Source organism: Antrihabitans spumae (genome assembly GCF_043944905.1).
Classification (GTDB): Bacteria; Actinomycetota; Actinomycetes; order Mycobacteriales; family Mycobacteriaceae; genus Antrihabitans; species Antrihabitans spumae.
In genome coordinates, this window is sequence record NZ_JBIMSN010000145.1 from 1 (window position 1) to 17501 (window position 17501).

Consider the following 17501-nt stretch of genomic DNA (forward strand, 5'->3'; position numbering starts at 1 on the left):
AAGGCCGCTCCGCGGCTCGTGAGTCCTTCCGGAGCGCCCGACCTCCGAAAAGACTCACGAGGCGCGGAGCGCCCTACCCGACGCTGATGGTGACCTTGCTCGGATAGAAGGCCACGTGACCGGCTATGTCGGCGACGGCGTCGTAGGGCTGGTCGTAGGTCCAGATGGCGTCGACGACATCCCCGGCCGAGGTCGTGATCGTGTAGTACGACGCATCGCCCTTGTACGGGCAGTACGTCGATGTGTCGGTCCGCACCAGCAGGGCGGCATCGACGTCGGCAAGCGGAACATACTGCACTGCAGGATAAGTCGCCTCCTGCAGTGTCAGCGCCGCTGTCGAATCTGCTACGACCTGGTCGCCGACGTGGACGGTGACGCGAGCGCCGGTGGGTCGGACGGTGATCGGATGATCGGCTGTGGGTGTGCGACCTACTTTTGACATACGTTTACTCCTCGGTGAGAGTGCTCCTTATGTCGACAACAGGCCGCTGGCGCAGACCATTCCCGGCGGCGTTCGTTGTTGCTGTCGCGGCATCTGCGCTGTTCGTTTCGTCGAGTCCTGTGCCGGCAGTCGCTGCCGAGCAACCCGACGACCGACCCAACATCGTCGTCATACTCGCCGACGACCTCGATGCGACCGCGACACCGGTGTGGACCGAGATGCCGCGCACCGCGGCGTTGATACGGGACCGCGGGATCGAATTCGACAACGGGTTCGCGCCCATGCCGATCTGCTGTGCGGCAAGGGCGTCGATCCTGACCGGAAAGTACGGCCACAACACAGGCGTGCTCACCAACGCGGGCGAGGTGGGTGGATTCGACGCCTTCCGTGACAACGGGAACGAAAGTTCAACGATCGCAACGTATTTGCACGACGCTGGATATCGAACCGGCATGGCGGGTAAGTATCTGAACGGGTTGGAACACGATCCGGACCACATTCCGCCGGGGTGGGACGACTGGAACGCCGGCGTCGACAACTTTTTGTATACCGGGTACAACTATCAGCTCAACGAGAACGGCGTCCGCGTCAAATACGGGTTCTCGCCCGCCGACTACCAGACGGACGTCATCGCTAGGAAGTCGACCGAATTCATCACCGACGCAGCAGTTTCCGGCACCCCGTTCTTCTGGTACGCGGCCTCGACGGCGCCGCACTTCCCGCTGCCAGCCGCACCACGCCATGTGTCTCAGGTCGTCCCGACAGCCGCGCCGCGGACTCCGAACTATCAGGAGGCGGACGTCTCGGACAAACCGTCGTGGCTCATCGACACCGCGCTTGTCCGTGCGGCGACGATCACCGCGATCAACGACGTCGACTACACCAACCGCCTCGGCTCCCTGCGGGCGCTCGACGAGATGGTTGCGGGCATCGTGGACACCCTCGACCGCGTCGGGGAACTCGACAACACGTACCTGGTGTTCACGTCCGACAACGGCTACAGCCTCGGCTCCCATCGTCTGACGCAGAAGATGGCGCCGTACGAAGAGTCGATGCGTGTGCCGCTCGCCATTGCTGGGCCCGGTATCGGCAAGGGCAGGTCCGACGCCATGGCATTGTCCATCGACCTCGCACCCACACTGCTCGGCTGGGCCGGCATCCCGATACCCGCCGCTATGGACGGACGGTCGCTGGAAGGTCCCTTGCGTTACGACGATGCACAATGGCGGACCGACTTCACTGCCGAATACGGCGGACCGGGCGGCGGTGGACTGAACGGCATTGCGCAGGAACAGGTGCCGAACCAGCCGTCGGCGATGTACGCGCTGGATATGCCGTCGTGGAGTGCTGTCCGCAACGAGCGATATTTGTACGTTCGCTGGTATGAACGCGAGCGTTCTCTCGTCGACAGGGAGTACGAACTTTACGATCTGGAAAGCGACCCGTACGAGCTCACCAACTTGATCAAGACCGACGACGGTAGACGAGCACACGCCGCGATAGTTGCCGATCTCGACCGGCGACTCGACGAACTCCACCGTTGCGTAGGAGTCGAATGCCGCTAGGCGAGCTCGATTGTTCACAGTTTCGCGGGTGGATCGGGTAGAACTCAGAACTATGTACATCAGGTGCGGTGGACGGCAGCGTCGGTGAAAGTCACCGCTTGGCTGGATCGTATGCAGCAGAAGCACCCGTGGCTCGGGTTTCCGCTCGCGGTGGTCTACAAATTCGTCGACGACCAGGGCGGCTATCTCGCCGCGCTGATCACCTACTACGGCTTCGTGTCGCTCTTTCCGCTCTTGCTGATTCTCTCGACGATTCTCAGCATCGTGCTGGTCTCGAATCCTGAGTTGCAGGAACGAATTCTGGACTCGGCGCTGAGCCAGTTTCCGGTGATCGGTGATCAGCTCGAAAATCCCGACACCCTCAGCGGCGGTACCGGGGGACTGGTGATCGGAGTCGTGGTTGCGCTGTACGGCGGTTTGGGTGTTGCCGTCGCATTTCAGAACGCGATGAACATCGCGTGGTCGGTACCGCGAAACATGCGCCGCGACCCCATCTTTGCTCGTGTGCGTGGGCTGCTCATTCTCGCAACGGTCGGCGTCGCGGTGATCGGTTTGACCGTTGTCACCCAGATCAGTGCAACACTCGACTTCGGGAGTGGCCTCAACGAGGTGTCGCTGGTCGGCACGGTGATCCTGAACGCGATCGTCTTTGCCGTCGCCTTCAAAATCTCGACCACACGGGCCTTGACGTTGCGGCAGGTTGCGCCCGGTGCCATTGCCGCAGCGGTGGTATGGCAGATGCTGCAGACCTTCGGCCTCGTCTACGTGACGAGCGTGGTGCAGCACTCGTCGGCGACCAACGGCGTCTTCGCGGTTGTCCTCGGCTTGCTGGCATTCATCTACCTGGCCGCATTCGCGGTCGTGATGTGCGTCGAGGTCAACGTCGTGCGAATCGACAAGCTCTATCCACGCTCGCTACTGACGCCGTTCACCGAAAACGTCGTCCTTACCGCCGGCGACCGCCGGGCCTATACCGACCAGGCGCTCGCTCAGCGCAACAAGGACTTTCAGAAAATCACGGTGAGCTTCGGCAAGCGCAAGAAGGAACGGCCGGAACGCGAAGACTAGAACCCCGGCGGGAAGGCCTGGCACGGCTGCGGCACACCGACGTGGCAGAAGGGGAGTGGCGGGGGCGTCACCGGGCCGAGATCGATCGGCGGCTTCGGCTTGGGGTTGGTGTCGTGACAGTTGCTCGGACACGGCTTTGCCGACGCGACTCCGGCGGTTCCCGCCAACGAGATGCCGAGCGCTGCGACGCCTGTGCCGAGTGCGATTGCGATGCGTGTGGTCATCGAATACTTGTTGCCGATCATGTGAATCTCCCTCGAAGCGGCTGACGTTGTGTAGCAATAACCTTCGGCGACTCCGGGCAAATCGGAAACCGACCCGAGGGTGTGGATCCACCACTCTCGGGATGTCGCAGGCCCCTCGGGGGTGCGGTAACCCCGTCTTTACTGCGGCGCCACAACATCGATACGAGTCTGCGCGACTCTGATTCACGGATATTTCGTGCTCGCGCGTGTTCGTCTCGAGGAGTTGTCGTCATGACATTGGAAGCTGAGAAGACCGGCGAAGCCGAAGAAGCTGCGGTCGCCGCGAATGCCGATCACTCGGCGGCCCTGAAAGAAACCCTCGAGGACTACACGCTACGGTTCGCGCCACGCAGCTATCGCAAGTGGGGGACAGGCGTTGTCGCGACCTCGGCCCTCGGCGGTATCGCCTATCTGGCGGACTTCGCGATCGGCGCGAACATCGGCATCTCCTACGGCACCGGCAACGCACTGTGGGGCATTCTTGTGTTCGCCATCGTGATCATGGCGACCGGCTTCCCGCTGGCGTATTACGCCGCCCGCTACAACATCGACCTCGACCTGATCACGCGCGGAAGCGGTTTCGGCTACTACGGATCTGTGGTGACGAACGTCATCTTCGCGACCTTCACGTTCATCTTTTTTGCGCTCGAAGGTTCGATCATGGCGCAGGGGCTCGAACTCGGGCTGCACATACCATTGCCGCTCGGCTACTTGATCTCGTCGCTGATGGTGATTCCATTGGTGATCTTCGGTATGAAAGCGCTTGCGACACTGCAAGTCTGGACGACGCCGCTGTGGCTGATCATGATGGTGCTGCCCTTCGGCTATCTCGTTGTGCGGCATCCTGATTCGATAAGCACCTTCTTCGCGTACGGCGGCGCCGACGCAGAGGACGGCAAAGGCGTCAACCTCGGTTCGGTCATGCTGGCGGCAGGTGTGTGTCTGTCGCTCATCGCCCAGATCGCCGAGCAGATCGACTACCTGCGATTTATGCCGCCCAAGACGCCCGAAAACTCGCGACGCTGGTGGAGTGCCGTCCTGCTCGCGGGCCCGGGCTGGGTGATCTTCGGCGCGATCAAGCAGATCGTCGGACTTTTCCTCGCGGTCTATCTCATCGCCAACGTGGCCGACGGTGCCGGCATCGCCAACCAGCCGGTGCACCAGTTCCTGGAGATCTACCAGGACATGATGCCGCATTGGCTCGCAATGACTTTGGCGGTGATCCTCGTTGTGATCAGCCAGATCAAGATCAATGTGACCAACGCCTACTCCGGTTCGCTCGCGTGGACGAACTCCTTCACGCGCGTCACCAAGCACTACCCCGGGCGACTCGTCTTCGTGATCTTCAACGTCGCGATCGCGCTGATCCTGATGGAAGCCAACATGTTCGACTTCCTCAATACGATTCTCGGCTTCTACGCCAACTGCGGTATGGCATGGATCGTGACGGTTGCCTCCGACATCGTGTTCAACAAGTACCTGCTGAAGCTGTCGCCCAAGGTGCCCGAATTCCGCCGCGGCATGCTCTACGACATCAACCCGGTCGGCTTCGTGTCGATGTTGCTCTCGGCCAGCATCTCGATCCTGGTCTTCTTCGGGGCATTCGGATCGGCGATCAAGCCGTACTCACCGATCGTCGCAGTGGCGATCGCCCTGATCGCACCGCCGATCCTGGCCATCGCGACGAAGGGCAAGTACTACCTGCGTCGGACCGACGACGGCATCGACCTGCCGATGTTCGACGAATACGGCAACCCGTCGGGCGAAACGCTGATGTGTCACGTATCCGGGATGGAGTTCGAACGACCGGACATGATCGCGTCCAATACGCCCGGGCCCAACGGTGAGAAGCAGTACATCTCCTCGCTCAGCCTCAGCACGGACAAGACGGGCGCACACGTGCTTCCTGCTCAACCCCCTGAATGAGCACCCCGGAGTAGGAGCCCTCGACATTTACGGACTGGTGTGTCAGTCTTGCAAACATGTCCATCACTCGACCCACCGCTACGTCCACGACCCCGCAGCACGAGGTTGTCGTCATCGGCGGTGGCGTCGGGGGCTTGGGTGCGGGAATCGCGCTGAAGAAGGCGGGACTCGACGACTTCGTGATCATCGAGCGTTCCGACGACATCGGCGGCACCTGGTACAACAACCACTATCCGGATGTCGCAGTCGACGTCCCGGGTATCGCCTACCAGTTCTCGTTCGAGAAGAACCCGAACTGGTCTCGCACGTTCCCCAAGGGCGCCGAGGTCAAGGCGTATCTCGATCACTGCGCCGACAAATACAAGATCCGCCCGCATCTGCGGCTGTCGACCGAGGTTATGTCGCGCACCTGGGACGAGGAGAACCATCTCTGGCGGCTGGAGACGGACACCGGTGACGTCGTCACAGCCCGCTACATCATCTCGGCGCTCGGAGCCTTCGTCGAGCCGAGGGTTCCGGACATCAAGGGCCTGGAGTCGTTCCAGGGCAAAGTAATTCAGACCCAACACTGGGATCACAACTTCGATCTGACCGGCAAGCGGGTGGCGGCGATCGGGACCGGCGCGACGTCGGTGCAGATGATTCCGCAGGTTGCCCGTGCCGCAGGTCATCTCGATGTGTACCAACGCCGAGCAGTCTGGGTATTCGCCAAGCCGGACTTCAAGATTCCACGCGTCGCGCAGGCGGCGCTGAAGTACGTGCCTGGGTTGCAGACGGGTGTGCGTGGTGTGGTTGCCGGATTCGTCGAAGTCGGGCTCGTCGCAATCACGGTGTACGGCAAGCAGGTTGCGCCGATCTCCAAGATCCCGGCCTGGGCGACGCAGGCGTTCCTGTTCACGCAGGTACGCGATCGCACGCTTCGGCGAAAGCTCACCCCCGAGTACGGGTTCGGCTGCAGCGGCCGAGCGTGTCGAACATCTACTACAAGACTTTCACCCGTGACGACGTCGAACTGGTGACCGACGGCATCGCCGAGATCACACCGACCGGGATCAGGGACGTCAACGGCGTCCACCGTGACGCCGACGTGCTCGTTCTCGCAACGGGTTTCGAAATGGCGCAGAGTCCGCGAGTGTTCCGAATGCGACCGGTCAAGGGACGCAACGGTTTCGATCTCGCGGACTTCTACGAGAACGAGCGCGCGAAGGCCTACGAGGGTGTTTCCATGCCCGAGCTACCGAACACGTTTATGATCTTCGGCCCGTACGCGTGGAGTGGCAGCTCCTGGCATGTGATGGTGGAGAACGTATCTCGCCATGCAGTCCGCGTGATCACCGAGGCGCGTCGACGCGGCGCGACTGCTGTGTCGGTCACGCCGGAAGCCAACGACCGGTTCTACGACTTCATCAGGCCACGCTCGTCGGAGACGATGATGCACGGGCGAGCCTGCGCGAACGCAAACTCCTACTACATCGATCATCACGGCGACTTCTCGTTCCTTCGCCCCACCACGGCGTATCAGGCGACCAAAGCCAGCAAGACGTTTCCCCTCGACGACTACGTCTACGAACACCTCGTTCGGTCGCGCCCGCTACAGCCGGAGCGGCTCGAGGAGGGGGCGGGCACGCCGTAGCGCCACCGAGACCCGGTCGGTGCGGATCGATGTGTTCGCTCCCGGGCCTGGTCGCATTTCCAGTTCGGCGGGACGCGGAGCCGTACCGCACACCGGGCAATGGCCCGTTGCGTCTAGAGCGCTCCCGCATTCGGTGTGTGCAAAGACCCGCCGCGGACCGTTCGGCGACCGCAGTTGCTCGCCCCACTTCATCAGAGCGAACATGGCAGGCCACAGCGCGAGCGCGTCGTCGGTGAGGGTGTACTCCCCATGTCGCTCGGGCGAGCGGGCCAGCAATCCGTTGTCGACGAGGTCGGACAACCGTTGCGTCAGCACCGCTTTGGAGATGTCCAGGTGGTCCTGAAAGTCGGTGAACCTGCGCACCCCGAAGAAGCAGTCGCGAAGGATGAGCATCGTCCACCGCTCGCCGATCAGCTCGAGCGCTCGCGCGAGCGAGCAGTCCTGCCGCGCGTAGTCGGTACCGAGTGCCATAACGTCATGATACAGCCATGGTCTGTTCACCGAACCAATCTGCTACTTTCACTACGAATGGTTCGTTCAACAGACTGCGATTCAGGCGAGGTTCTCCTTTCATGAAAGCACCACATGCGCTCACGGCTGCCGGTCTGGGGACCCTGCTCACCCTGATCTCCTTCACAGCGCCACTGGCAACCGTCAACAGCACAGCGGCCGGACTCGGCGCCGACACCGCAGGCAAAACCTGGATCCTCAGCTCGATGAGCATCGGCCTCGGTGCGGTACTGCTCTCGACCGGAACGATCTCCGACGACTACGGTCGGCGGCGGACCTTCCAGATCGGCCTGATCACACTCGCAGTCGCGTCGGTCGTCTGCGCGCTCGCCCCGAACACGCTCGTGTTCGTACTTGCCCGTGTTCTTCAGGGTGTCGGTGGCGCCGCGGTTATCGCATCGAGCCTCGGCATCATTGCGCACGCCTACCCGGCGGGGCCGTCGCGCGCTGCCGCCAGCGGTGTGTGGGGTGCCAGCGTCGGGGCAGGCATCGCGATCGGACCACTCCTGTCTGCCGGGCTCGACAGGGCGCTGAGCTGGCGTGATGTGTATTGGTTCCTGTTTGCGGCCGCGCTGATCGTCGCTGTTGCGTCGCACTACCTCGTCGAAGAATCCAGGACGGAGACGACTCGAAAACTCGACCTCTATGGGACCGTGCTGCTGGCAGCGGGCATGAGCGCATTGCTCGCGGCCCTTGTCGAAGGCCGCCAAGGTTGGGTGTCGGCCGATGTGATCGGCCTCGCAGTCGGCGCCGTCGTGTTGCTGACCGCTTTCGTCGTCGTCGAGTATCGAAGTGACTCTGCGATGTTGGACCCGGCACTGTTCCAGCGAAAGCCGTTCGTCGGTGCTACGACAGCAGCGCTGGCCACCGGTGCGGGAATCATCGCGTTGATGTCCTACCTGCCGGGGTTCGTCGTTGTAGCCCTCGATATCTCGGCATTGCACGCGGCATTCCTGCTGCTGCTGTGGTCGGGCACCAGCGTCGCGACCGCGCTGCTTGCGCGCCGCATCCCGCCGACCGTCACCGGCCAGGTACAGCTCGCGATCGGACTGCTCGGCGTCGGTGTCGGCCAGTTGATGTTGTTCGGGATCGATGATTCGTCCACGTGGACGCGATTCGTCCCCGGTCTGTTGGTCGCCGGCGTCGCGAGCGGCGTGCTCAACGCTGCGCTCGGGCGCGAAGCCGTTGCCAGTGTTCCCGCCGGACGGGGCGGGATGGGCAGTGGCGCGAACAACACCGCCCGCTACGTCGGGTCGGCAGTCGGTGTCACCGTCGTCGCGGTCATCGCGTCCCGGTCAGGTTTCGACGGCTGGAACCACGCGGCGCTCGTGACGGCGACGGTCTCGGTGCTCGGCGCGGCAGTTGTCTTCCTGCTGCAGCGGGCCAGAGTCGATCAGGACGAGTCTGCAAGCGTGACAACAACATCCGCGCGGTAGCGGGTCTTTTCGATCAGTTCGGCATTCTGCTCGTCGACATCGCGGACCCATTCGGCCGCCTCCGATGCAGTCCGACCGTGTGCCTCGTGCCGCGCGACAAGCCGCTGGCGACGAGTTCCGCCGGGCAGCTCGAGGAACCACACCTGATCCATCGCTGCCCGTGCCCGAGGCCAGCTGCCGGAGTCCGTGAGCAGGTAGTTGCCCTCGGTCAGGATCAACCTGGCACCGGCAGGAATCGGAATCGCAGCATTGATCGATTGCTCGAGACTGCGATCGAACAGTGGGGCGTAGACGACGCCGTCGTCTGTTCGTAGTCGCTCGAGGAGTGCCGCATACCCCGCCGCATCGAACGTATCCGGCGCGCCCTTCCGCGACGCGCGCCCGAGTCTGCGCAGCTCGCTGTTCGCGAGGTGGAAGCCGTCCATCCCGACCACGGCGGTATCGGAGCCGAGCGCAGCTCTCAGCGCCTCGCACAGCGTCGACTTACCCGCTCCCGGTGCGCCGGTGATGCCGAGGATCGTGCGTTGGCTCGGCATGACGAGCGTCTTCGCTCGAGTGATCAACTCGGCGACGCTCGCGTGGACGACCTCGGGGCTCATGGGATGGGCCTAACACGGCCTTGCCGTCTCCGCAAGGTCCGTGGGGAGGAGATTCGGTGGCCGAAGTCCGGCCGCGGGGTGGAGTTGCCCGGATTCGCTCTCGCGAAGACTGAAATCCGACACCCAACGAGGAGAATGATGAACACCCTGTCTCGACGTACGTTCCTACGCGGGCTGGCTGCCGCGCCTATCGTCGCCGCCGCGGGATGTGCTCTCGGGCAAGGCAGTTCGACGCCCACGGAAACGGGAATGCGGCCACTGCCGTTGCCGCCCCTTGCCGATTCGGTGGTCGACGCATCGGGCGTGCGGCAGTTCTCCCTTGTTGCGGCACCCGGCAACTCGCCCATGCTTGCCGGAAAGTCGACCGCCACATGGGGATACAACGGCAGCCAACTCGGTCCGACGATCCGGGCCCGACGCGGCGAGCAGGTGGCATTCACCATTCAGAACGCGTTGCCAGAGCCGACCTCGGTGCACTGGCACGGCATGCACGTGCCTGCCGAATTCGACGGCGGTCCACATCAGACGATCGAAACCGGCGCGACCTGGAAACCGACCTGGACCGTGAAGCAACCCGCGGCGACCCTCTGGTACCACCCGCATCCGCACGGCTCGACCGAGAAACACGTCTATCGAGGTCTTGCCGGAATGTTCATCGTCGACGACGACGAGTCCGACGCGCTCGGCCTACCCAAATCGTATGGCGTCGACGACTTTCCTGTGATCGTCGCCGACCGACGGTTCACCTCCGACGGCGAGCTCGACGACTCCGACCCGACCGACGTCGGTCTGCTCGGCGACACGATCGTCACCAACGGTATTGCCGGCGCCTATCTTTCGGCGACTACCGACATCGTGAGGCTGCGGCTGCTCAACGGTTCGTCGGGGCGGTTGTACAACTTCGGATTCGCCGACGATCGTGACTTCGACGTCATTGCCAGCGACGGCGGTCTGCTCGCGGCGCCGTTCGCCGCCAAGCGGATTCAGCTCAGTCCAGGGGAGCGGATCGAGATCGTCGTCGCGGTGAGGTCGGGGGGACGACGATGCTGCGGTCGTATCCGATCGACCGCTTCGGCGGCGTCGAACAATCCGACGCAGCGGCATACGGGCTGACAGACAGTTTCGACATTCTGGAGTTGCGTACGGCGGCACGGCTCGTCGGATCTTTGCCTTTACCTGAGACGCTCGCGACGATCGATGCGCCGAACAGTGCTGCTGCGGTTGTGAATCGCGAATTCGTTCTGCAGTGGTTCATGATCAACGGCGTCCGGATGGACATGAACCGCATCGACTTCACCCCGACCGTCGATACCACCGAAGTGTGGACCGTCCACAACAAGGACAACTGGCCGCACAACTTTCACGTCCACGACACTCAATTCCAGATCCTCGATATCGACGGTTCGCCACCACCGCCCGCGCTGGCCGGGTGGAAGGACACGGTCTATACGCCACCAGGACAACGGATTCGGCTTGCGCTGCGCTTCAGCGAATACACTGACCCCACCTTCCCGTACATGTATCACTGCCACCTGCTGCTACACGAGGACAAAGGCATGATGGGGCAGTTCCTCGTTCTCGCACCGGGGCAGAAGGCAGAGCCCATGACGATGGACATGCCGATGGATATGGACATGCCCGGGATGTCGGGCATGCACCACTAACGACGTAACGAGAAGACCGCCAGTCGAACGCGGTTGTCGCAGCCCGACTTCTCCATCAGGTTCGAGACGTGCGTCTTCACGGTGGTGACGCCGAGGTGCAAACGGTCGGCGATCTCCTGGTTGCTCAGTCCTTCGCCGACGAGGGCAAGAACCTCGGATTCGCGAGCGGTGAAGGTGATGTCGTCCTCGCGCCGGTCGTCGGCGCTCGTCGCTGCCAGCGCCCTGCCCACGAGTCGGTGCAGTAGTGCGGGGGAGAAGTGCATATCGCCGTCGACGATCCGTCTGATCGCGTCGAGCAGATCGGCGGGCGCGGTGTCCTTCAACAGAAAACCCGCAGCGCCGGCACCAAGAGCGGGGTAGAGGTGATCGTCGTCGTCGAACGTTGTGAGTACCAGTACTTTCGAATCCGAGTGCGAGGCCGCTATCTGCCTCGTGGCCGCCACACCGTCCAAGCCGGGCATCCGCAGGTCCATCAGTACGACGTCGGGTGCGAGTTCGGCCACAAGCCGGATGGCATCGATCCCGTTGGCACCTTCGCCGACGACCTCGATGTCGTCGGTCGACTCGCACAACATCCGGAGCCCTGCCCGAACCAAACGCTGGTCGTCGACGATCACAAGCCTGATCACGGCGTCGCCTCCTCGGGCAGCCAGCCGACAACGTCCCAACCGTCGGCGCTCGATCCGACCGAAAGTTCGCCACCTGCGAGTTCGACGCGTTCTGCCATCCCGACGATCCCGTGCCCCGGCCGCGAGGCAGGCGCTGGTGCCGTGCTGGAGGCGATCCGCAGGGTGATCCGAGAGCCGTCGTGCCGAACTGCCACGTGTGCAGGCGATCCCGCAGGCGCATGTTTCATCACGTTGGTCAGCGCCTCCTGTACGACGCGGACGAGCGTGAGTCTGCCGATGGCGTCGAGTGTGCCTATGTCGGAACCGATCTCGTCGGTGACGACGAAGCCCGCTGCACGCGTACGTTCGATCGCCGCGCGAATCTCGACAGCGACCGAATCCGGATCGACGAGGGTGACGGTGCTCAGGTCGGGGTCACGCAGCGCGACAAGTAGCCGCCGGATATCGGTCAACGCCCCGGACGCTGTGCGGTGGACATCGCCGAGAACAGCGACGACCCGTGGATCCGCGTCACCGAGAACATGTTCTGCGACGCCGATTCGTAGCACGATCGACGCCATGTGGTGTGCCACCAGATCGTGCAGTTCGCGGGCGAGCGCAGCCCGTTCCGCACTGCGCGTACGGGATTCGGCATCGGCAGCCAGCGCGCGATAGGTCGCGGCAAGGTCGCGTTGCGATCGGAGATACAGACCGAGCAGCAGCGGGATGGCAACTACAGCAATAGTGGTGATCGCGGTTGCTGCGCGCCAGAAGCTGTCGTGATTGTCGAGCCAGACGCCGACCAGCACCGCTGCCGTCCACACTGCCGCCGCAGCGGAGATCGTGATGTTGCTGGATCGGCGCATCGCTACCTCTGCCAGTGCCGCCGCGCCGAGGTAGGGGATGAGCTCGGCGATGCTCCACACGTGGGCAGCAAACATCGGAATGGCCAAGGCAGACAGCACGATCGAGACGACGAAGGGCCAGCGGTCCCCGACGGCGAATACGGCTGCCGCCGCCATGGCAAGCAGCCAATAACTCATCGGCACCCGGTATTCGCCGGGGAAGGTGCTCGCCAACAGCGTCGGAGGCACCAAGAGCAACGGCGCGAAGCGCACATACGGTGCCACGCGACGTCGGTTCATCAGATTTCGCGGCCACCTTCGTGGATCGACTTGTTGTGCAGGTACACAGCCGCGTTGAGCTTGATGTGATTACCCTCGGCTTCGCTCAGTTCGCGACGCACCTTGGCGGGCAGGCCTGCAACGAGTGAGCCGGGCGGGATGTCGGCGCCTTCAGGCACAAGCGCGTTCGCGCCGATCAAGGTGCCGGCACCGATTTTCGCACCGTTGAGGATGGTGGCCCCCATGCCGACGAGGACGTCGTCGCCGATCGTGCAGCCGTGCAGGATCGCGTTGTGCCCGACCGATACACCGGATCCGACGACAAGCGGAAAGCCTGGATCGGAGTGCAGCGCGCAGCCGTCCTGAATGTTGGTCTTCGCGCCGATGGTGATCGTTTCCAGGTCGGCACGGACCACGGCGCCGTACCAGATGCTGACCTCGGCATCGAGGCGGACCTTGCCGATCACGGTCGCGTTAGGTGCGATCCAGGCGGTGTCGTCGACATCCGGCGCGTCGTCGCCGAGTTGTATTTTCATGGCATCAGGTTTGCACACCTTCTCGCAGACGCCTCATGGCCGGGGTCGCAGGTGTTCGAAGATGAGGGTGGTCTCGGTGCCCGCGACCTCGGGATCGGCGCCGAGGTGTTCGATGACGAAGTCGCGCAGCGAATGTGCGTCGAGCACAGCAATGTGCAGCAGGTAGTCGTTCGCCCCCGCGATGAAGTAGATGTCGACGACCTCCTGCAGCTTCGCGATGCGGCGGGTGAAGGCCTCGTGCTTGCGTGCGTGCGCCTGCAGGCGGACCGAGATCAACGCCTCCAGTCCGCGGCCGAGTGCACGCGGGTCGATGTCGGCGTGAAACCCGCGGATCACTCCGCGTTCGATCAGCGAGCGCACCCGCCCGAGAGCAGTAGACGGCGCGATGCCCGCCAGTGCCGCAAGTGCGTTGTTGGGCATCCGCGCATCGCGCCGCAGCGCGTCGACGAGGATCTGGTCCACGTCGTCGAGGGCCGCAGGTCGAAGATCGTTCGGTGAGGGCGCGCTGCGGGGGGCCGTAGGTGAATATTCAGGCGACATGTCGACAGTATATAGAATCATATACAGCACTATTCCAATTGCTCCGAATGTTCTTCACACTTGTATTCGACGGCGACGAGTTCTCGCTCACCCCACAAGGTCACGAACCCAAGAAGTTAAAAATGAAGGTCGGAGTACCCCGCGAAGTCAAGGATCACGAGTACCGCGTAGCCCTGACACCGGCTGGGGCACACGAACTCGTCGAACACGGCCACGACGTCGTGATAGAAGCAGGCGCAGGTGTCGGATCGGGATTCGACGACGCAGCCTACGAGGCTGTCGGCGCCCACATCGAGTCCGACGTCGAGCGCGTCTGGGCCGAGGCCGAACTGCTGCTCAAGGTCAAAGAGCCGATCGCGGAGGAGTATTCGCGTCTGCGCCGCGACCAGGTGCTGTTCACCTACCTGCACCTCGCTGCTTCGCAGGCATGCACCGACGCGATCCTGCAGTCCGGCACAACGGCCATCGCCTACGAGATGGTGCAGGCCGCCGATGGTTCGCTGCCGTTGCTTGCACCCATGAGTGAGGTCGCCGGCCGACTCTCCGTGCAGGCCGGTGCGTACCACCTCATGAAGGCGGGCGGCGGCGCCGGCGTCCTCATCGGTGGCGTCCCCGGTGTTCGTCCCGCAAGTGTCGTTGTCATCGGCGCAGGTGTCGCAGGCACGAACGCCGCGACGATCGCCGTCGGCATGGGCGCGCAGGTCACGATGCTCGACCTGAACATCGCTCGGTTGCGGGCGGTCGACGCACTGTTCGACGGTCGCGTCACAACTGTCGTCTCCAACAAGTTCGAATTGGAGCGCGCGGTGCGCGAGGCCGACCTCGTGATCGGCGCAGTGCTGGTACCCGGCGCGAAGGCACCCAAGCTCGTCTCCGACGAACTCGTCGCACAGATGAAGCCCGGCTCGGTACTCGTCGACGTCGCCATCGATCAGGGCGGTTGCTTCGAAGCATCGCGGCCGACCACACACAGCGACCCGACCTACCGCGTCGCCGACTCGGTCTTCTACTGCGTGGCGAACATGCCCGGCGCCGTGCCCAACACGTCGACCTACGCGCTCACCAATGCAACGTTGCCGTACGTCGTCGCACTCACCGACCGCGGCTGGCGCAAGGCGTGTGCCAACGATCCGGCGCTGGCACACGGCCTGTCGGCACACGACGGTCGCCTGCTCGGGGATGCGGTCGTCGCGGCCTGACGCACGGGATTATCGAAGGGGACCGTAACCTCGGCTGCATGAACAAGGGAACCGCCGCGGCCATCGGGCTTGCACTCGGCTACGGCGCCGATCGCAGGTTCGGTGACCCGCGGCGGTTTCATCCCGTCGCGGGTTTCGGCACTGCGGCAACAGCATTGGAACGCCGCGTCTACCGTGACGCCAGGGCTGCCGGAATCGTGTACACCGGGGCGCTCGTCGGTTCGGCGGTCGCCGTGGGAATCGTTTTACGGCGCGGTGGCATTGCGGCGGTTGCAATCTCGACCTGGGCCGTCCTCGGCGGTACATCGCTGGTGCGAGTTGGCAATGCGATGGCAGATGCCTTGGAGGCCGACGATCTCGGCCGAGCGCGAGAGTTGCTGCCGTCGCTGTGCGGTCGCGATCCCGAGGTGCTCGACTCGGCGGGTCTCGCGCGGGCCGCGCTCGAGTCGATCGCCGAAAACACCTCGGACGCAACCTTTGCGCCGCTCTTCTGGGGCGCTGTGGCAGGAGCGCCAGGCTTGCTCGGCTACCGGGCGGTGAACACCCTCGACGCGATGGTCGGTTACCGCAACGAGCGCTATCGGCAGTTCGGTTGGGCAAGTGCGAGACTCGACGATGTCGCGAACTGGATCCCCGCTCGGCTCACCGGCGTCCTGACGATACTGTCGGCGCCTGTCGTCGCCGGGTCGCCGTCGGCTGCCGCGAAGGCTTGGCGCGCCGATGCAGGCGCACATCCGAGTCCGAATGCCGGTGTCGTAGAAGCGGCTACGGCCGGCGCGCTCGGCGTCACCCTCGGCGGTCCGACGCGCTACCGCCACGGACTCGAATTGCGTCCCATGCTCGGCTCCGGACCGGCGCCGACCGCGGCCGACCTGCGGCGCGCGGTGCGCTTGTCTGCAATCGTCCAATTCGGTTCCATCGCTGTCGCATTCGCAATGTGCGCCGTTCGTGCTCGGCGTCGTTAGATCGATTTCGTTCGCGACGCGACGGCCTTGCTCGCGGGGACGATTCCCGCGATGGTCAGTATCGCGAAGGCGAACAGCAGCAGATGCGCCGAACGGACTGCGGTGTCTCCGAGGTTCACCAGGACTCCGGCAAGTGCGGCGCTGAACGCGCTGGCGATGATGAAGACCGTGTTGATACCCGACGCGGCCTTCGCGCCCTCCTCCTCGGTGCCACCACTGCCGAGTGCGCTGACCGTGAGATGCGGGAATGCGGTGCCGATTCCGCTTCCTGCCACGAACAACGCCACGAACCAACCGACGATCAGCCAGGTGCCGGGGTCGGCAACCGTCGAGGCGCCGTAGGTCGCCAAGCCAACGGCAAGCACCAGTGGCCCCGCAACGGTCAACAGTCGTACGGTGCGAGCCTTGGTCGCCGTCGCGCTGGCGACCTGCGTCAGGGACCAGCCGAACGATATTGCGGCGCCGAGGAATCCGGCCGTCAACGGCGCGAGGTGGCCGATCTCCTGGCCGAAGTACGGGATGAAGGCCTCTGTTCCGATGCCGAACGCGAGGACCCCGACCGTGAGGTAGACCCACGGCAACGGTGATCCGCGGTCGAACGCAACAGCAGGCAGTACCGAACCCCGCGCGTGTCGATCGTGGCGTAGGAACCACACGCCCAACCCGATCCCGACGAGGACGGCAGCGACCGTCGCAACGCCGCGCGGCACGATGCCCGCAACGCTCACCGCACCGACGGCCGCGGTCAACAGCACGAGCGATCCGAACGGGACCGGCGCTGTCGATCGTGCTGTCGTTGTGCGCGGGATGACTCGTACCGTCATGAAAATCAGTACGGCAGAGGCGATCACAAGGGCGACGAAGGCGCCGCGCCAGGCGTCGAACTGTGCGAACAACCCGCCGGCGAGAGGCCCGACCACGTTGCCGACGCCCCACATGGCCGATACCAACGCCGCGCCACGCGCCCACAGACGTTCCGGCAGTGCACGTTGCAGCAGCGCGTAGCCGAGCCCTGCAAGCAATCCGCCACCGAGACCTTGAACGGCTCGCCCGACGAGCAGCACGAAGATGTTCGGGCTCACCGCGCAGATCAACGAACCTGCTGCGAACAAGCCGAATGCGAGGACGTACGCGGTCACCGAACCACGCTGGGTCAGAACACGACTGACGAGCATCGCGGACATGATCGAGGCAACGAGAAAGGCCGTCATCGTCCACGCGTAGTACGCCTCGCCGCCGATGTCGGCGACGATCGTCGGCAGCAGACTGGTGGTGATGTAGACGTTGCTTGCTTCCAACAGGACACCGCCCGCGAGCACTGCCGCCACGGGCGCGTAGCGGCCCGTGACGAGTTCACGCCAGGTTCCGGATGGTGGTGCCACAGAGGCATCGGACGTTGTTCTTGTCATGAAATCGAACGTAAAGCCTCGAGTGGACTCGA

The 17501-nt window shown here is 63.8% G+C and carries 15 protein-coding genes and 2 pseudogenes; 8 read left to right on the forward strand and 9 right to left on the reverse strand.

Annotated features, from left to right (window positions below; translation table 11 throughout):
• Window positions 1-73 precede the first annotated feature (73 nt).
• On the reverse strand, window positions 74-442 hold the full coding sequence (locus ACHIRB_RS27920; RefSeq protein WP_395113779.1) for a DUF427 domain-containing protein: 369 nt from the start codon (window positions 440-442) through the stop codon (window positions 74-76).
• A 29-nt stretch (window positions 443-471) separates the two neighbouring features.
• Here ACHIRB_RS27920 and ACHIRB_RS27925 point away from each other — a divergent pair, with 29 nt between their 5' ends.
• Together ACHIRB_RS27925 and ACHIRB_RS27930 are read left to right on the forward strand one after the other, a co-directional pair.
• Window positions 472-2007: a sulfatase family protein gene (locus tag ACHIRB_RS27925; RefSeq protein ID WP_395113780.1), complete on the forward strand. Its 1536-nt coding sequence runs from the start codon at window positions 472-474 to the stop codon at window positions 2005-2007.
• 111 nt (window positions 2008-2118) lie between these two features.
• Window positions 2119-3075, forward strand: coding sequence for a YihY/virulence factor BrkB family protein (locus ACHIRB_RS27930; RefSeq protein WP_395113781.1), 957 nt, complete (start codon window positions 2119-2121; stop codon window positions 3073-3075).
• On the opposite strand, the gene ACHIRB_RS27935 is transcribed toward ACHIRB_RS27930, so the two are convergent.
• The gene (locus ACHIRB_RS27935; RefSeq protein ID WP_395113783.1) at window positions 3072-3320 is read right to left on the reverse strand and encodes a hypothetical protein; all 249 of its coding nucleotides are present in this window, start codon (window positions 3318-3320) and stop codon (window positions 3072-3074) included. The genes ACHIRB_RS27930 and ACHIRB_RS27935 overlap by 4 nt on opposite strands.
• A gap of 231 nt (window positions 3321-3551) precedes the next feature.
• Here ACHIRB_RS27935 and ACHIRB_RS27940 point away from each other — a divergent pair, with 231 nt between their 5' ends.
• The gene (locus tag ACHIRB_RS27940) at window positions 3552-5246 is read left to right on the forward strand and encodes a purine-cytosine permease family protein (RefSeq protein WP_395125555.1); all 1695 of its coding nucleotides are present in this window, start codon (window positions 3552-3554) and stop codon (window positions 5244-5246) included.
• Between the two features lie 56 nt (window positions 5247-5302).
• Window positions 5303-6879: pseudogene (locus ACHIRB_RS27945) on the forward strand (flavin-containing monooxygenase).
• Here ACHIRB_RS27945 and ACHIRB_RS27950 read toward each other — a convergent pair.
• On the reverse strand, window positions 6838-7350 hold the full coding sequence (locus ACHIRB_RS27950; RefSeq protein WP_199706904.1) for a winged helix-turn-helix transcriptional regulator: 513 nt from the start codon (window positions 7348-7350) through the stop codon (window positions 6838-6840). The pseudogene ACHIRB_RS27945 and the gene ACHIRB_RS27950 sit on opposite strands and share 42 nt — an antisense overlap.
• A gap of 101 nt (window positions 7351-7451) precedes the next feature.
• Here ACHIRB_RS27950 and ACHIRB_RS27955 point away from each other — a divergent pair, with 101 nt between their 5' ends.
• The gene (locus tag ACHIRB_RS27955; protein WP_395125556.1) at window positions 7452-8825 is read left to right on the forward strand and encodes an MFS transporter; all 1374 of its coding nucleotides are present in this window, start codon (window positions 7452-7454) and stop codon (window positions 8823-8825) included.
• Here ACHIRB_RS27955 and ACHIRB_RS27960 read toward each other — a convergent pair.
• Complete coding sequence (locus ACHIRB_RS27960; protein ID WP_395125557.1) at window positions 8783-9424, reverse strand: nucleoside/nucleotide kinase family protein; 642 nt, start codon at window positions 9422-9424, stop codon at window positions 8783-8785. The genes ACHIRB_RS27955 and ACHIRB_RS27960 overlap by 43 nt on opposite strands.
• 138 nt (window positions 9425-9562) lie before the next feature.
• Between ACHIRB_RS27960 and ACHIRB_RS27965 the strand changes: the two are divergent.
• A pseudogene (locus tag ACHIRB_RS27965) lies at window positions 9563-11088 on the forward strand (multicopper oxidase family protein).
• On the opposite strand, the gene ACHIRB_RS27970 reads toward ACHIRB_RS27965, so the two are convergent.
• The 4 genes from ACHIRB_RS27970 to ACHIRB_RS27985 are packed head-to-tail and all read right to left on the reverse strand — an operon-like array spanning window position 11085 to window position 13896.
• Complete coding sequence (locus tag ACHIRB_RS27970; protein ID WP_395113789.1) at window positions 11085-11717, reverse strand: response regulator; 633 nt, start codon at window positions 11715-11717, stop codon at window positions 11085-11087. The pseudogene ACHIRB_RS27965 and the gene ACHIRB_RS27970 overlap by 4 nt on opposite strands.
• Window positions 11714-12841, reverse strand: a complete 1128-nt coding sequence (locus tag ACHIRB_RS27975) for a sensor histidine kinase (protein ID WP_395125558.1) — start codon at window positions 12839-12841, stop codon at window positions 11714-11716. Before ACHIRB_RS27975 ends, ACHIRB_RS27970 begins: the two co-directional genes overlap by 4 nt.
• Window positions 12841-13356, reverse strand: coding sequence for a gamma carbonic anhydrase family protein (locus ACHIRB_RS27980; RefSeq protein ID WP_395125559.1), 516 nt, complete (start codon window positions 13354-13356; stop codon window positions 12841-12843). The genes ACHIRB_RS27975 and ACHIRB_RS27980 overlap by 1 nt, the downstream gene beginning before the upstream one ends.
• A 33-nt stretch (window positions 13357-13389) precedes the next feature.
• Complete coding sequence (locus ACHIRB_RS27985) at window positions 13390-13896, reverse strand: Lrp/AsnC family transcriptional regulator (protein ID WP_395125560.1); 507 nt, start codon at window positions 13894-13896, stop codon at window positions 13390-13392.
• A 122-nt stretch (window positions 13897-14018) separates the two neighbouring features.
• Between ACHIRB_RS27985 and ald the strand changes: the two genes are divergently transcribed.
• Together ald and ACHIRB_RS27995 are read left to right on the forward strand one after the other, a co-directional pair.
• Window positions 14019-15095 carry an alanine dehydrogenase gene (gene ald, locus ACHIRB_RS27990; RefSeq protein WP_395125579.1) on the forward strand — a complete coding sequence of 359 codons (1077 nt, stop codon included), beginning with the start codon at window positions 14019-14021 and terminating at the stop codon, window positions 15093-15095.
• A gap of 38 nt (window positions 15096-15133) precedes the next feature.
• On the forward strand, window positions 15134-16060 hold the full coding sequence (locus ACHIRB_RS27995) for a cobalamin biosynthesis protein (protein WP_395125561.1): 927 nt from the start codon (window positions 15134-15136) through the stop codon (window positions 16058-16060).
• Here ACHIRB_RS27995 and ACHIRB_RS28000 read toward each other — a convergent pair.
• A complete protein-coding gene (locus ACHIRB_RS28000; RefSeq protein ID WP_395125562.1) occupies window positions 16057-17469 on the reverse strand; it encodes an MFS transporter in 1413 nt (470 codons plus the stop codon). The two genes, ACHIRB_RS27995 and ACHIRB_RS28000, sit on opposite strands and share 4 nt — an antisense overlap.
• Between the last annotated feature and the right edge of the window lie 32 nt (window positions 17470-17501).

Coding starts and splice junctions, on each gene's coding strand:
- ACHIRB_RS27920 (WP_395113779.1), bottom strand. CDS start 442: ATGTCAAAAGTAGGTCGCACACCCACAGCCGATCATCCGATCACCGTC.
- ACHIRB_RS27925 (WP_395113780.1), top strand. CDS start 472: ATGTCGACAACAGGCCGCTGGCGCAGACCATTCCCGGCGGCGTTCGTT.
- ACHIRB_RS27930 (WP_395113781.1), top strand. CDS start 2,119: ATGCAGCAGAAGCACCCGTGGCTCGGGTTTCCGCTCGCGGTGGTCTAC.
- ACHIRB_RS27935 (WP_395113783.1), bottom strand. CDS start 3,320: ATGATCGGCAACAAGTATTCGATGACCACACGCATCGCAATCGCACTC.
- ACHIRB_RS27940 (WP_395125555.1), top strand. CDS start 3,552: ATGACATTGGAAGCTGAGAAGACCGGCGAAGCCGAAGAAGCTGCGGTC.
- ACHIRB_RS27950 (WP_199706904.1), bottom strand. CDS start 7,350: ATGGCACTCGGTACCGACTACGCGCGGCAGGACTGCTCGCTCGCGCGA.
- ACHIRB_RS27955 (WP_395125556.1), top strand. CDS start 7,452: ATGAAAGCACCACATGCGCTCACGGCTGCCGGTCTGGGGACCCTGCTC.
- ACHIRB_RS27960 (WP_395125557.1), bottom strand. CDS start 9,424: ATGAGCCCCGAGGTCGTCCACGCGAGCGTCGCCGAGTTGATCACTCGA.
- ACHIRB_RS27975 (WP_395125558.1), bottom strand. CDS start 12,841: ATGAACCGACGTCGCGTGGCACCGTATGTGCGCTTCGCGCCGTTGCTC.
- ACHIRB_RS27980 (WP_395125559.1), bottom strand. CDS start 13,356: ATGAAAATACAACTCGGCGACGACGCGCCGGATGTCGACGACACCGCC.
- ACHIRB_RS27985 (WP_395125560.1), bottom strand. CDS start 13,896: ATGTCGCCTGAATATTCACCTACGGCCCCCCGCAGCGCGCCCTCACCG.
- ald (WP_395125579.1), top strand. CDS start 14,019: ATGAAGGTCGGAGTACCCCGCGAAGTCAAGGATCACGAGTACCGCGTA.
- ACHIRB_RS27995 (WP_395125561.1), top strand. CDS start 15,134: ATGAACAAGGGAACCGCCGCGGCCATCGGGCTTGCACTCGGCTACGGC.
- ACHIRB_RS28000 (WP_395125562.1), bottom strand. CDS start 17,469: ATGACAAGAACAACGTCCGATGCCTCTGTGGCACCACCATCCGGAACC.